At 74.4% G+C, this 13947-nt stretch carries 14 protein-coding genes; 11 read left to right on the top strand and 3 right to left on the bottom strand.

The genetic code is table 11. The features are described from left to right. The first annotated feature begins 68 nt into the window (after nucleotides 1-68). From TEK04_RS01420 to TEK04_RS01410, 3 genes are read left to right on the top strand one after another with little or no spacing between them, the layout of a single operon-like run. A complete protein-coding gene (locus TEK04_RS01420) occupies nucleotides 69-671 on the top strand; it encodes a mismatch-specific DNA-glycosylase (RefSeq protein ID WP_336402511.1) in 603 nt (200 codons plus the stop codon). Next, the gene (gene purB / locus TEK04_RS01415) at nucleotides 668-1975 is read left to right on the top strand and encodes an adenylosuccinate lyase (RefSeq protein ID WP_336402510.1); all 1308 of its coding nucleotides are present in this window, start codon (nucleotides 668-670) and stop codon (nucleotides 1973-1975) included. The genes TEK04_RS01420 and purB overlap by 4 nt, the downstream gene beginning before the upstream one ends. Before the next feature lie 24 nt (nucleotides 1976-1999). Beyond that, nucleotides 2000-2860, top strand: a complete 861-nt coding sequence (locus TEK04_RS01410; protein ID WP_336402509.1) for a phosphoribosylaminoimidazolesuccinocarboxamide synthase — start codon at nucleotides 2000-2002, stop codon at nucleotides 2858-2860. Nucleotides 2861-2873: 13 nt separating this feature from the next. On the opposite strand, the gene TEK04_RS01405 is transcribed toward TEK04_RS01410, so the two are convergent. Then, nucleotides 2874-3545, bottom strand: coding sequence for a PilZ domain-containing protein (locus tag TEK04_RS01405; RefSeq protein WP_336402508.1), 672 nt, complete (start codon nucleotides 3543-3545; stop codon nucleotides 2874-2876). Nucleotides 3546-3661: 116 nt separating this feature from the next. On the opposite strand from TEK04_RS01405, the gene purS reads away from it, so the two are divergent. The 5 genes from purS to TEK04_RS01380 all read left to right on the top strand — a co-directional run bounded on the left by purS (nucleotide 3662) and on the right by TEK04_RS01380 (nucleotide 9800). Beyond that, a complete protein-coding gene (gene purS / locus TEK04_RS01400; RefSeq protein WP_336402507.1) occupies nucleotides 3662-3925 on the top strand; it encodes a phosphoribosylformylglycinamidine synthase subunit PurS in 264 nt (87 codons plus the stop codon). 5 nt (nucleotides 3926-3930) lie between these two features. Beyond that, nucleotides 3931-4599: a phosphoribosylformylglycinamidine synthase subunit PurQ gene (gene purQ, locus TEK04_RS01395; protein WP_336402506.1), complete on the top strand. Its 669-nt coding sequence runs from the start codon at nucleotides 3931-3933 to the stop codon at nucleotides 4597-4599. After that, nucleotides 4596-6902: a phosphoribosylformylglycinamidine synthase subunit PurL gene (gene purL / locus TEK04_RS01390; protein WP_336402505.1), complete on the top strand. Its 2307-nt coding sequence runs from the start codon at nucleotides 4596-4598 to the stop codon at nucleotides 6900-6902. The genes purQ and purL overlap by 4 nt, the downstream gene beginning before the upstream one ends. Before the next feature lie 85 nt (nucleotides 6903-6987). Further along, on the top strand, nucleotides 6988-7371 hold the full coding sequence (locus TEK04_RS01385) for a sterol carrier family protein (protein ID WP_336402504.1): 384 nt from the start codon (nucleotides 6988-6990) through the stop codon (nucleotides 7369-7371). Nucleotides 7372-7505: 134 nt separating this feature from the next. After that, nucleotides 7506-9800 carry a putative bifunctional diguanylate cyclase/phosphodiesterase gene (locus tag TEK04_RS01380; protein ID WP_336402503.1) on the top strand — a complete coding sequence of 765 codons (2295 nt, stop codon included), beginning with the start codon at nucleotides 7506-7508 and terminating at the stop codon, nucleotides 9798-9800. Here TEK04_RS01380 and TEK04_RS01375 read toward each other — a convergent pair. After that, nucleotides 9790-9924, bottom strand: coding sequence for an MFS transporter small subunit (locus tag TEK04_RS01375; RefSeq protein ID WP_336402502.1), 135 nt, complete (start codon nucleotides 9922-9924; stop codon nucleotides 9790-9792). The genes TEK04_RS01380 and TEK04_RS01375 overlap by 11 nt on opposite strands. Continuing rightward, nucleotides 9921-11321 (bottom strand): OFA family MFS transporter, encoded by a 1401-nt coding sequence (locus tag TEK04_RS01370; protein WP_336402501.1) that lies wholly within the window; start codon nucleotides 11319-11321, stop codon nucleotides 9921-9923. The genes TEK04_RS01375 and TEK04_RS01370 overlap by 4 nt, the downstream gene beginning before the upstream one ends. Before the next feature lie 180 nt (nucleotides 11322-11501). On the opposite strand from TEK04_RS01370, the gene TEK04_RS01365 reads away from it, so the two are divergent. From TEK04_RS01365 to TEK04_RS01355, 3 genes are read left to right on the top strand one after another with little or no spacing between them, the layout of a single operon-like run. Next, nucleotides 11502-12587 carry an S-(hydroxymethyl)mycothiol dehydrogenase gene (locus TEK04_RS01365; RefSeq protein WP_336402500.1) on the top strand — a complete coding sequence of 362 codons (1086 nt, stop codon included), beginning with the start codon at nucleotides 11502-11504 and terminating at the stop codon, nucleotides 12585-12587. Further along, nucleotides 12587-13195, top strand: coding sequence for an MBL fold metallo-hydrolase (locus TEK04_RS01360; protein ID WP_336402499.1), 609 nt, complete (start codon nucleotides 12587-12589; stop codon nucleotides 13193-13195). Before TEK04_RS01365 ends, TEK04_RS01360 begins: the two co-directional genes overlap by 1 nt. Before the next feature lie 12 nt (nucleotides 13196-13207). Continuing rightward, nucleotides 13208-13936, top strand: coding sequence for a DUF72 domain-containing protein (locus tag TEK04_RS01355; RefSeq protein WP_336402498.1), 729 nt, complete (start codon nucleotides 13208-13210; stop codon nucleotides 13934-13936). Nucleotides 13937-13947 lie beyond the last annotated feature (11 nt).

Genomic DNA, 13947 nt, shown 5'->3' with positions numbered 1-13947 from the left:
CGCGCCGCGAGGCGCGGAGGGCAGGATGCCCGGCGTGGTCGCCCCCTACACGTGCCCGGGGCGCTGAGATGCGGTTCACCCGCGCCGAGCTGCTGGCCTTCGCCGGCGCCGAGGTGCCCGACCTGCTGCCCGAGGGACCGGTGCGCCTGCTGGTCGTCGGGATCAACCCCGGCCTGTGGACGGCGGCGGTGCAGACCCACTTCGCGCGCCCGGGCAACCGCTTCTACCCGGCGCTGCTGCGGGCCGGGGTCATCAGCGAGCCGGTCGACGCCGGGGCCGGCATGACCGACGCCGACCGCGCCCGGTTCACCGCCGCCGGCATCGGCATCACCAACCTCGTCCGCCGGGCCACCGCGCGCGCCGACGAGCTGACGGGCGACGAGCTGCGCGCGGGCGGGCAGCGCCTGCTGGAGCTGGTGGTGCAGCGCCGTCCCCGGGTCGTCGCCGTGGCCGGGGTGACGGCGTACCGGCAGGCCTTCGGCGTCCCCCGCGCCCGCACCGGCCGCCAGGACGCCGTCCCCCCGGGCTGGCCGGACGGCGTGGAGCTGTGGGTGGTGCCCAACCCCAGCGGCCTCAACGCCCACGACACGGTCGACACGCTGGCCGAGGCCTACGGGGAGGCGGCCCGCGCGGCCGGGCTGATCGGCCGTGCGGGAGGATCACCGGCGTGATCGAGCGGTACACCCTCCCCGAGATGGGCCGGGTCTGGAGCGAGGCCCACAAGTACGAGCTGTGGTGCCGGGTCGAGACCCTGGTGCTGGAAGCCCACGCCGCGGCCGGGCGCGTGCCCGCCGACGTCGTCGAGCCGGTGCGGCAGGCGCCGCCGCCCACCCCGGAGGCGGTGGCCGAGATCGAGGCCACCACGCAGCACGACGTCATCGCCTTCCTGTCGGCCTGGGCGGACAACACCGAGCCGCGCAGCGCGGCCGCCTACGTGCACCACGGCATGACCAGCTCCGACCTGCTGGACACCGCGCTGGCCGTGCAGCTCACCGACGCCACCGACGTGCTGCTGGCCAAGGCCGACCGGCTGGTGGCCGCGCTGCGCGACCACGGGCTGGCCCACCGGCACACCATCAAGGTCGGCCGCACCCACGGCGTGCACGCCGAGCCCGACGTGTGGGGGCACCGGGTCGCCGACCTCGCCTTCGCCGCGGCCCGCTCGCGCGACCGGCTGCGCACCGCCCGCGCCGCCGTCGGCGTCGTGGCCATCTCCGGTGCGGTGGGCACCTACTCGCTCATCGACCCCTCGGTCGAGCGGATCGTCGCCGAGGCGCTCGACCTGCGCGCCGCCGACGCCTCCACCCAGGTGGTGCTGCGCGACGGCATCAGCGAGTGGGTGTCCTCGCTGGCGATCCTCGCGACGGTCTGCGAGGCGATCGCGCTGGAGGTCCGGCACGGCCAGCGCACCGAGGTGCGCGAGCTGTCCGAGGCGTTCGGGTCGGGCCAGAAGGGCTCGAGCGCGATGCCGCACAAGAAGAACCCGATCCGCTCCGAGCGCATCGCCGGCCTCGCCCGCGTGGTGCGTGCGGCGATCGTGCCGGTGATGGAGGGCATCCCGCTCTGGCACGAGCGCGACATCTCGCACTCCTCGACCGAGCGGGTGTTCCTGCCCGACGCCGCGATCACCCTGGACTACCTGCTCGACCTCACCGCCGGCCTGGTCGAGAACCTGGTCGTCGACGTCGACCGCATGCGGGCCAACCTCGACTCCACCGGCGGGTTGATCTACACCTCCGCGGTGCTGCTCGAGCTGGTCGAGGGCGGCATGGGCCGCGAGCAGTCCTACGCCCTGGTGCAGGGCGCGGCCATGCAGACCTGGCAGACCGGCACCCCGTTCCGCGAGACCCTGCGCGCCCGCGCCGAGGCCGACGGCGTCGCGCTCGACGAGGCGAAGCTCGACGACATCTGCCGGCCCGAGCGCTACGTGGCCAACCTCGACCCGCTGTTCGAGCGGCTCGCGGCGCTGTCGTGAGAGCGCTGTCGTGAGAGCGCTGTCGTGACGATCGACCTGCCGCTGGTGGCCCGCGGCAAGGTGCGGGAGGTCTACGACGCCGGGCAGGACCGGCTGCTGCTCCTGGCGTCGGACCGCATCTCGGCCTACGACCACGTGCTGCCCACCCCGATCCCGGACAAGGGCGCGGTGCTCACGCAGCTGTCGGTGTGGTGGTTCGAGCAGCTGGCCGACGTGCTGGCCGCGCACGGCGCCACCCACCACCTCATCAGCGCCGTCGACGTCCCGGCCGAGGCGGTGGGCCGGGGCATGCTCGTGCGCCGGCTGGGGATGGCCCCGGTCGAGTGCGTGGCCCGCGGCTACCTGTCGGGCTCGGGGACCGTCGAGTACCGCCGCAGCGGCGCGATCGTCGACGTCGAGCTGCCGGCCGGGCTCGAGGAGGGCTCCCGGCTGCCCGAGCCGGTCTTCACGCCGTCGACCAAGGCCGAGGTGGGGGAGCACGACGAGGCGATCAGCTACGCCCGCACCGTCGAGCTGGTGGGCCCCGAGCGGGCCGAGCAGCTGCGCGAGCTCACCCTGGCGCTGTACCGGCGCGGCCACGAGATCGCGGCCGGCGCGGGCATCGTGCTGGCCGACACCAAGTTCGAGTTCGGGGTCGACGCCGACGGTCTCGTGCTGGCCGACGAGGTGCTCACCCCTGATTCGTCGCGGTTCTGGCCGGCCGCCACGTGGGCGCCCGGCGCGGTGCAGCCCTCCTACGACAAGCAGTTCGTGCGCGACTGGCTGACGTCGTCGGGCTGGGACCGGCAGTCCCCGCCGCCCGAGCTGCCCGCCGACGTCGTCGCCGCGACCCGGGACCGCTACGTGGCCGCCTACGAGGCCCTGACCGGCACGACGTTCGGCTGACCGGCCGCGACCGTCACCGGTGGCCGGTGAGCTGCCGCCCGATCTCCTGCGAGGTGGTGATCCGCAACCGGGTGCGGGTGGCGACGTCGACCTCCTCGAACGAGGCCCGCAGCAGCCGGCGCCCGTCGGGCAGCCGCTCGCTCTGCAGCACCCGGCTGGGCAGCTCGGTGCGGGTGCCGCCCAGCACGACGGCGAGGGTGACCACGTCGCCGGGGTCCGGGAACGGCTGGACGACGTCGCTGAACCCGACCGTGGGGGGTGCGGCGAACACCGCCCGCACGCCGCCCTCGCTGATGTCGGTGGTCTCGCCGAGCACCATGCCCAGGGGCGTCACGAGCCCGACCGGCACCTCCATGGTCACCCGCTGGGTGGCCCGCCGGTCACCCGCTGAGCACACCCCGCACGGGCGGAGCACCCAGGTGGGGAAGGCCCCGCCGCGCACGTCGCCGACCTCGTAGGGGCGGTACCGGGTGACGCCGTCCGGGCCGGTCCACCAGACGAGCACGCGGGCCCCCAGGCCCAGCCGCACCCGTCGGCCGGTCGCCCCGGTGCCCACGGCGAGGACCAGCTCGTGGGGGACGCTGATCTCGACGGTCGTGGTCGCCTGCGGTGTGCCCGACACCCCGATGACCTCGACCTGCAGCCCGTGCGGGGGACGGTCGTGGTCGGGCACGGGCTCGGGCACGGGCCACCTCCCTCCTCGGGCGCGCCTGCCGGGCGACAGGTCTCGCGAGGGGTATCGGCAGCTCCGGCTCGTGCTCGCCCCGAAGTGCTCGACGGTCTGCCCGGTACCCTCTGGCCGTGCCGCGCGTGGTCGTCGACGTCGTCCTGAAGCCAGAGATCTCCGACCCCCAGGGGCAGGCCGTGCTCGGCGCCCTCGGGCGGCTGGGCCACCGGGGGGTGACCGGCGTCCGGCAGGGCAAGCACTTCGTCCTCGACGTCGAGGGCACCCCCGACGAGGCCGAGCTCCGCGAGATCGCCGAGAACCTCCTGGCCAACCCGGTCATCGAGGACGTCGAGCTGCACCTCGAAGCCGTCCGCCCGCCCACCCCGTCGCAGGGCTGACCGGCGTGCGCATCGGGGTCGTCACCTTCCCGGGGTCGCTCGACGACGTCGACGCCGCCCGCGCGGTGCGGCTCGCCGGCGGTGAGGTGGTGCCGCTGTGGCACGCCGACGCCGAGCTGCCCGCCGTGGACGCCGTCGTCCTGCCCGGCGGGTTCTCCTACGGCGACTACCTGCGGGCCGGCGCCATCGCCGCCCGCCAGCCGCTCATGCGCGCGGTGGTCGACCGGGCGCGCGCCGGCATGCCGGTGCTCGGCATCTGCAACGGCTTCCAGGTGCTCTGCGAGGCCGGGCTGCTGCCCGGGGCGCTGACCCGCAACAGCCACCTGCACTTCCGCAACCGCGACCAGGCCCTGCTCGTCGAGCGCGCCGACACCGCGTGGACGTCGTCCTACGCCCAGGGCCAGACCATCGTCGTCCCGGTGAAGAACGGCGAGGGCCGCTACGTCGCCGCCGACGCCGACCTCGACCGCATCGAGGGCGAGGGCCGCGTCGTCGTCCGGTACGCCGGTGGCAACCCCAACGGCAGCAGCCGCGACATCGCCGGCGTCACCAGCGCCGACGGCCGGGTCGTCGGGCTCATGCCGCACCCCGAGCACGCGGTCGAGGAGCTCACCGGCCCCTCGGTCGACGGTCTCGGCTTCTTCTCCAGCGTCCTGGAGGGCGTCCTCTCGTGAGCGAGCGAACTGTCGAGCACAGCATCGACACCGTGGAGAACGCGGCGGGCACCCCCGACGAGGAGCAGCCCTTCCGCGAGCTGGGCCTGCGCGACGAGGAGTACCTGCGCATCCGCGACATCCTCGGCCGCCGGCCCACCACCGCCGAGCTGGCCATGTACTCGGTCATGTGGAGCGAGCACTGCTCCTACAAGTCCTCCAAGGTGCACCTGCGCACCTTCGGCGACCTGCCCCGCAGCGAGGCGCTGCTGGTCGGCATGGGCGAGAACGCCGGCGTGGTCGACGTGGGCGAGGGCTACGCGGTCACCTTCAAGGTCGAGTCGCACAACCACCCCAGCTACGTGGAGCCCTACCAGGGCGCGGCCACCGGCGTGGGCGGCATCGTGCGCGACATCCTCACCATGGGCGCCCGCCCGGTGGCCGTCATGGACTCGCTGCGCTTCGGCCGCGCCGACGCCCCCGACACCGCCCGGGTGCTGCCCGGCGTCGTGGCCGGCGTCGGTGGCTACGGCAACTGCCTGGGCCTGCCCAACATCGGCGGCGAGGTCCTCTTCGACGACTGCTACGCCGGCAACCCCCTGGTGAACGCGCTGTGCGTCGGCGTCATGAAGCACTCCGACGTCCGGCTGGCCAAGGCCGAGGGCGTGGGCAACAAGGTCGTGCTGTTCGGCGCCCGCACCGGCGGCGACGGCATCGGCGGGGTGTCGGTGCTGGCCAGCGAGACCTTCGACGAGCACGGCCCGGCCAAGCGGCCGAGCGTGCAGGTCGGCGACCCGTTCACCGAGAAGCTGCTCATCGAGGCGTGCCTGGAGATCTTCGCCGCCGACCTCGTGACCGGGATCCAGGACCTCGGCGGTGCCGGGCTGTCCTGCGCGACGTCCGAGCTCGCGGCGGCCGGGTCGGGCGGCATGCGCATCGACCTGGAGACCGTGCCGCTGCGCGACTCCACGCTGACCGCGGCCGAGATCCTGATGAGCGAGTCGCAGGAGCGCATGTGCGCGATCGTCGAGCCCACGAAGGTCGAGGAGTTCCTCGCCGTCTGCGCCAGGTGGGACGTGCTGGCCACCGTCATCGGTGAGGTCACCGACGGCGACCGGCTGCTCATCGACTGGCACGGCGAGCGCATCGTCGACGTCCCGCCGCGCACGGTGGCCCACGACGGCCCGGTCTACGAGCGCCCCTACCACCGCCCGGCCGACCTCGACGAGCTGCAGGCCGACGCGCCCCCGGCGGGGTCCGCCGACCTGCGCGCCGACTGGCTGGCCGTCGTCGGCAGCCCCGACGGCTGCGACAAGTCGTGGCTGACCGAGCAGTACGACCGCTACGTGCAGGGCAACACCGTGCTCGCCCAGCCCGACGACGCCGGCGTGGTGCGCATCGACGAGACCAGCAACCGCGGCATCGCCCTGGCGCTGGACGGCAACGCCCGCTTCGCCCGGCTGGACCCCTACACCGGCGCGCAGCTGAACCTGGCCGAGGCCTACCGCAACGTCGCCGTCTCCGGGGCCGTGCCGCTGGCGGTGACCAACTGCCTCAACTTCGGTTCCCCCGAGGAGCCCGAGGTCATGTGGCAGTTCGCCGAGGCGGTGCGCGGGCTGGCCGACGGCTGCCGCGCGCTGGGCCTGCCGGTGACCGGCGGCAACGTGAGCCTCTACAACCAGACCGGCGACGTGCCGATCAACCCGACCCCGGTCATCGGCGTCCTCGGGGTGCACGCCGACGTCCGCACCCGGGTGCGCGGCGGCTGGCGGGCGGCGGGGGAGACCGTGCTGCTGCTCGGGGAGACCCGGCCCGAGTTCGGCGGCTCGGCCTGGGCCGCGGTCGCGCACGGGCACCTCGGTGGCCTGCCGCCGCAGCTGGACCTCGCGGCCGAGCAGGCGCTGGCCGGGCTGCTGGCCACGCTCGCCGCCGACGGCCTCGTCACGTCGGCCCACGACCTGTCCGACGGCGGCCTCGCCCAGGCGCTCACCGAGTCGGCCCTGCGGTACGGCACCGGCGCGACCCTGCGCGTCGACGGCGACGCCACGGCGGCGCTGTTCGCCGAGTCGGTGGCCCGCGCGGTGGTGACCAGCTCCGACCCGGCCGCCGTGCGCGCCGCGGCGGAGGCTGCCGGCGTCCCGGTCACCGAGCTCGGGACGACGGGTGGCGACGCGCTGGTGGTCTCCTCGGCGGGGGGTGGCGTGCTGGTCGAGCTCCCGCTGGCCGAGCTGCGCACCGCCTGGACCCGCACCCTGCCCGACCTGTTCGGCCACCCCGAGGACGTCGTGGGCGCGGTGCCGACGGGCGCCGTCCCCACCAGCTGAGCCCCCCCGCCCCGATGATCACGGACCTGCGCGCGCGCCACGCCGACGCGTCGGTGTCCCAGGTCCGTGATCACGTGGGGGCGTAGTGGCCGGCACGGCACCGATCCCGGCGGAGGCACTGCGGGCCGCGGTGGCCCCGGTGCTGCCCTGGTTGCGGGGCGAGGCCGAGCAGCCGCCCCGCGCCGTCCTGGGCGCGGCGGTGAAGACCTCGGCCCGCTGGCTGGCCCAGCAGGTGCCCGGCCGGTCGGTGGAGGTGCGAGTGCCCCCGCACGTCGCCGTCCAGTGCATCGAGGGGCCGCGGCACACCCGCGGCACACCGCCCAACGTGGTGGAGACCGACGCGGCCACCTGGCTGCGGCTGGTCTGCGGCCTGCTGAGCTGGGACGATGCGGTGGCCGGCGGGGCTGTCGCCGCCAGCGGCAACCGCGCCGACCTGGCCGCGGTGCTGCCGCTGCGCCCGCTGCGCTGACCCACCCCGGTCGGGTCATGCCGGAACCGGTGGGGGCTGGGGAAGGTCTCGCGCTGCCGATCATCGAGGAGCGACGTCGGCTCCGGATGGGGGGCTGTCGGGACCTGTCCCACCCCACGGCCTGGAGCTCCCTGATGACCACCCGCGCCCACCTCGACCCACCGGCCCCGGTGCGGGCCCGCCTCGCCGCGCTGCCCGCCGTCCTGCTCGCCGCCGCGCTCGCCGGCACGGTGGGCGCCGCGGTGCTGGGGAACCCGGGGTCCCCGGTGGAGAACCCGGTGGCCTGGGGGCTCGTCGTGCTGACCGCGGCGGCCGCCACGTGGCTGGCGCGGGCGCGGGCGGCCCGGTCGGCCGGGGAGCGGGACCTGTGGCGCCGGCTCGCCGTCGGTGCGGCCACCACGGGGCTGGGCGCGGCGACCACCGCGGTGCTGGTCCTGGCCGACGTGCAGGGGCAGCTGCTGGCCCTGCCGGGCGCGCTCGCGGTCGTGCTGACCTTCCCCCTGCTCTACGGGGGCCTGGTGGTGTGGAACCGCACGGGGTCCGCCCTGGCCGACCCGCACGAGACCCTGAACGGGATCGGCTCGGTCCTCGCCGTCGCCGCCTTCCTGCAGGTGGTCGCCCCCGAGCCGGCCGCCGGGTCGCCCTGGTGGGCAGCGCACCTGGCCGCGCTCCAGCTCGCCGCGGCCTTCGTGCTCGGCGGGACGGCGGTCGCCATGGGCTCCATCGCGGCGACCGCCCGGGACACCCGGACCTGGCTGGTCGCGGTGGCCTTCCTGCCGGCCGGCATCGGGGGAGCCCACTGGCTGTGGAGCGGCGCGGTCAGCACCTGGGCCGTGCTCGTGCCCGCCGCCGCCGCGCTGACCGTCGGCGCGGCGGCGGCGTGGCGGCCGGCCGCGCTGGTCCCGCAGCCCACCGACCCGATCGCCTCGACCGTCGGTGGCTACGCCGTGCTCGTCGTCTCCGCCGGGCTGATGGCCGCCGCCGCCCTGCTCGACCTGGCCCCGGCGGTCACCTGGCTCGCGGGCGCGGCCGTGGTGCTGTCGGGCACCCGGTTGCTGATCAACACCCGGGACCTCGCCGAGCTGGGCACGGCGCGGGCGGAGGCCCGCACCGACGAGCTCACCGGCCTGCCCAACCGCCGCGCCGTCCGGGCGCGCCTGGTGCGCGACGAGGGGGCACCGCGGCTGCTGGCCCTGCTGGACCTGGACAACTTCAAGGACGTCAACGACGCCCTCGGGCACGACGCCGGGGACCGGCTGCTGCGGGCGGTGGCCGAGCGGCTGGCCGGCGCCCTCGAGCCCGGCGACCTGCTCGGCCGGCTCGCCGGCGACGAGTTCGTCGTGGTCGCCGCGCCCCCGGCGGGGCAGACCCCGGCGGGCCGGGCCGGCACGTTGACCGCCGACCTGGCGGCCGCGCTGGCCGACCCGGTCGACGGCGACGGCTTCGTGGTGCACGTGCAGGCCAGCATCGGCATCGCCCTGGACGCCGGGGGTCGGGCGGGGGGAGACCTGCTCGCGGAGGCCGACGTCGCGATGTACCGGGCCAAGCGGACCCGCGGCCGGGCGGTCGTGTTCGACGAGGGGTTGCGCTCGGACACCGCGGGCCTGCTGGGCCTGGTGGAGGACCTGCGCCGAGCGGTGCGCGAGGACCAGCTGGTGCTGCACTACCAGCCGCAGGTGGCCCTGGACTCGGGGCTGGTCGTGGGGGTCGAGGCCCTGGTGCGTTGGCGGCACCCGGTGCGCGGGCTGGTCCCGCCCGGGGACTTCCTGCAGGTGGCCGAGGAGCACGGCCTGATGCCGGAGGTGACGTCGTGGGTGCTCGACCGCGCCGTCGAGCAGGTGGGCCGGTGGTGGGCGACCGGTCATCGGGTGCGGGTGTCGGTGAACCTGTCGGCCGCCGACCTGGTGGACGCCGGCCTGCCGGGGCGGGTGACCGGGTTGCTCGCCGCGGCCGGGGTACCACCGCAGGCACTGGTCCTGGAGGTGACCGAGACGGCGGTGATGGTCGACCCGGCGCGGAGCGCGGCCGTGCTGCGCCGGGTGGCCGCCGCCGGGGTCGGGGTGAGCCTGGACGACTTCGGGACCGGCTGGTCGAGCCTGACCTACCTGCGCGACCTGCCGGCGACGGAGCTGAAGCTGGACCGGTCGTTCACCCAGGGCCTGCTCACCGATCCCCGGGCGGCGGCCATCGTGGCCAGCACCGTCGGTCTGGCGCACGACCTGGGGCTGCGGGTCGTCGCCGAGGGCGTGGAGGACCTGGCCACGTTCCACGAGCTGGCCGCGGTGCGGTGCGACGAGAGCCAGGGCTTCCTGCACGGGGCCGCCGTCCCCGCCGCGGAGCTGGAACGCAGCTGGGCCGGTGGCCCGGCGCAGGCGCCCCGGGCCACCGGCCCAGCCGGGGGTCGAGCGGAGGTGGCGGTCAGCCGGTGAACAGTGCGCTGGCCGTGCGGACGGTCTGCACCAGGCCGTAGAGCAGCGGGATGACCACCAGGACCCAGGCCAGGACGATCAGGCCCACCGGGGTGCTGCTCGGGGTGCGGTCGGGGGTGCTCATCGGGCGGCGCTCCGTTCGGGGGTGGTGGTGTCGGACGAGGGTTCGTGCCACTTGCTGTCGACCGGCTTGACCAGCAGGTTCGCGATGAACCCGACCGCCAGCAGGCCGACCATGATGAACAGCGCGATCCGGTAGTCACCGGCCACCAGCTCACCCGGCGTGCCCTGGGTGTCCAGCACGCCGTTGACGATCAGCGGCCCGGCCACCCCGGCGGCCGACCAGGCGGTGAGCAGCCGGCCGTGGATGGCACCGACCTGGAACGTGCCGAACAGGTCGCGCAGGTAGGCGGGGATGGTGGCGAACCCGCCGCCGTAGAAGCTGATGATGACCGCGGCCAGCAGCACGAACAGCCAGACCGCCGAGCTGCCGGCGGTGGCCAGCAGGACGTACAGCACCAGGCCCAGGCCCAGGTAGACCATGTAGATGCCCTTGCGGCCGATGACGTCGGAGGTGGAGGACCACACGAACCGGCCGGCCATGTTGAACAGCGACAGCAGGCCGACGAACCCACCGGCCGCGGCCGCGGACACCGCGGACGAGGCGCCGTCCCGGAAGAAGTCCTGGATCATCGGGCTGGCCTGCTCGAGGATGCCGATGCCGGCGGTCACGTTGCAGAACAGCACGGTCCACAGCAGCCAGAACTGCGGGGTCTTGATCGCGTTGCCCGCCGAGACGCTGGCGGTGGTGACCAGGGCCTTCTGCTTGACCGCCGAGGGGTCGAACCCGTCGGGCCGCCAGTCGTCGGCCGGCACCCGGATGATCGCCGCGCCGAACATCATGAAGACGAGGTAGACCAGGCCGAGGGTGACGAACAGCCCGGCCACGGCACCGCCGCTGGCCGTCGTCCCCGCGGTGCCGTCGTAGCCGTCGTCGTAGAGGGACAGCAGCTGGCGGGACAGCGGCGAGGCGATGAGCGCGCCGCCGCCGAAGCCCATGATCGCCATGCCGGTGGCCAGGCCCGGGCGGTCGGGGAACCACTTGATCAGCGTGGACACCGGTGAGATGTAGCCGATGCCCAGCCCGATGCCGCCGAGCACGCCGTAGCCCAGGTAGACCAGCCACAGCTGGTTGGTCGAGATGCCGAGCGCGGCCACCAGGAAGCCTGCGGACCAGAAGCAGGCGGCGGTGAACATCGCCGCCCGCGGGCCGTTGCGGTCGACCCAGGTGCCGAAGACCGCGGCCGACAGGCCCAGCACGACGATGGCGATGGAGAAGATGGCGCCGATGGCGGTGAGCGAGCTGTCGAAGTCGGCGACGAGCGCGGACTTGTAGACGCTCGTGGCGTACACCTGGCCGATGCACAGGTGGACGGCCAGGGCGGCCGGTGGGATGAGCCACCGGTTGAAGCCTGGCTTGGCGACGATGCGGTCGCGTGCCAGGAAGCCGGGAACGGCCACGGGGTCCTCCTGTCCGGGGCAGCGCCCGGTTTGCTGGGTGCCCGCTGTGACACGGGCCATGCCCGCGCGACGGTAGTGCGCGGTGCAACCGGACGCGCGCCGAGCGAGACCTGGTCGTCACCTCCCGCTCCACGGAAGCGGGCCTCGGCGATGTCGGGCCCCACCCATAAGCTCGGCTGCATGCCGTACGAGGTGCAGGGCGTCGTCGCCCTCAGCAAGGGAGCCCCCGTCAGTCTCGAGACGATCATCGTCCCCGACCCGGGGCCGGGTGAGGCGGTCGTCGACGTGCAGGCCTGCGGGGTCTGCCACACCGACCTGCACTACCGGGAGGGCGGGATCAACGACGAGTTCCCGTTCCTGCTCGGCCACGAGGCCGCGGGCGTGGTCTCGGCGATCGGCGAGGGCGTCACCAACGTCGCCGTCGGCGACTACGTCATCCTCAACTGGCGGGCAGTCTGCGGGCAGTGCCGCGCCTGCACCAAGGGCAAGCCCTGGTACTGCTTCAACACCCACAACGCCGCGCAGAAGATGACGCTCAAGGACGGCACCGAGCTGTCCCCGGCGCTGGGCATCGGCGCGTTCGCCGAGAAGACCCTGGTCCACTCGGGCCAGTGCACCAAGGTCGACCCGGCCGCGAAGCCGGAGGCTGCCGGCCTGCTCGGCTGCGGCGTCATGGCCGGCGTCGGTGCCGCTATCAACACCGGTGGCGTGGGCCGCGGGGACACCGTGGCCGTGTTCGGCTGCGGCGGCGTGGGCGATGCGGCCATCGCCGGGGCGAAGCTGGCCGGCGCCGCGAAGGTCATCGCCGTCGACATCGACGACCGCAAGCTGGAGTGGGCGACGGGCCTGGGCGCCACGCACACCGTGAACTCCAAGGAGACCGACGCGGTCGCCGCGATCAAGGAGCTCACCGGCGGGTTCGGCGTCGACGTCGCCATCGACGCGGTCGGCCACCCGGCGGTCTACCAGCAGGCCTTCGACGCCCGCGACCTCGCCGGCACCGTCGTCCTCGTCGGCGTCCCGAACCCGACCATGGAGATCACGCTGCCGCTGATCGACGTGTTCGGCCGCGGCGGTGCGCTGAAGTCCTCCTGGTACGGCGACTGCCTGCCCAGCCGCGACTTCCCGATGCTCATCGACCTGTACCTGCAGGGCCGCTTCGACCTCGACGCCTTCGTCTCCGAGACCATCGGCGTCGGCGACGTCGAGGCCGCGTTCGAGAAGATGCACCACGGCGACGTGCTGCGCTCGGTCGTGGTGTTCTGATGCCGGCCCGCATCGACAAGACGGTCATCAGCGGGGTCTTCAGCCTCGACGGCCAGGACTTCGACGTCGACAACAACGTCTGGCTGGTCGGCGACGACGAGACCGTGCTGGTCGTCGACGCCCCGCACGACGCCGCCCCCATCCTCGAGGCCATCGGCGGCCGCACGCTGGGCGCCATCGTGCTGACCCACGGGCACAACGACCACATCACCGCCGCGGTGGCGCTGCGCGAGGCCACCGGGGCGCCGATCTGGTTCCCGTCCGCCGACCGCATGCTGTGGGACGTCGTGCACCCCGACGCCGAGCCCGACCACGACCTCGTCGAGGGCACCACCTTCGACGTCGCGGGCACCCAGCTGGTCGCGATGCACACCCCGGGTCACTCCCCGGGCAGCACCTGCCTCTACGCCCCCGAGCTCGACACGGTGTTCACCGGCGACACCCTGTTCTGCGGTGGCCCCGGTGCCACCGGCCGCTCGTTCAGCGACAAGCCGACCATCCTGAACTCCATCCAGGAGCGGCTGCTGACGCTGCCCGGCGACACGGTGGTGAAGACCGGGCACGGCGACGACACCACCGTCGCCGCCGAGGTCGACAACATCCACTGACGGGCGCCTGACGTGGACGCACCCCGGGCCCGCATCGGCACCTCGGGGTGGAGCTACGACCACTGGGACGGCGTCCTCTACCCACCGGGGACGCCGTCCCGCGACCGGCTGGCGCACTACGAGGCCGAGTTCGACACCGTCGAGCTGAACGCCTCGTTCTACCGCTGGCCGCGCGACACCACGTTCGCCGGCTGGCGGCAGCGCCTCCCGCCGGGCTTCGCGATGAGCGTCAAGGCCGCCCGCGGCCTCACCCACGCCAAGCGGCTGTACGACCCCGGGACCTGGATCGGCCGCATGGCCGCCGGCTGGCACGAGCTCGCCGACCGGCGCGGCGTGCTGCTGGTGCAGCTGCGCCCCGACCACGAGCGCGACGACGACCGCCTGGCCTGGTTCCTGGGCCACCTGCCCCCGTGGCTGCGGGTCGCCGTCGAGCTGCGGCACCCCACCTGGCAGCACGAGGACGTGTTCGACCTGCTCGCCCGGCACGGCGCCGCCTACTGCGTGGTCAGCGGCGCGGGCATCCCCTGCGTGCTGCGGGTGACCGCGCCGTTCGCCTACGTGCGCTGGCACGGGCCCGACCACGAGCACCTCTACGCCGGCTCCTACCCCGACGCCGACCTGCACTGGTGGGCCGACCGGATCCGCGAGTGGCGGGGCACCGAGGTCTTCGGCTACTTCAACAACGACGGCGAGGGCCACGCTGTCCGCAACGCCCGCCGCCTGCGCGAACTGCTCGCGTGAGGACTGCCGGT

It is taken from the genome of Klenkia sesuvii (genome assembly GCF_037083825.1).
Classification (GTDB): Bacteria; Actinomycetota; Actinomycetes; order Mycobacteriales; family Geodermatophilaceae; genus Klenkia; species Klenkia sesuvii.
This window is presented reverse-complemented; position numbering and strand designations above follow the sequence as displayed.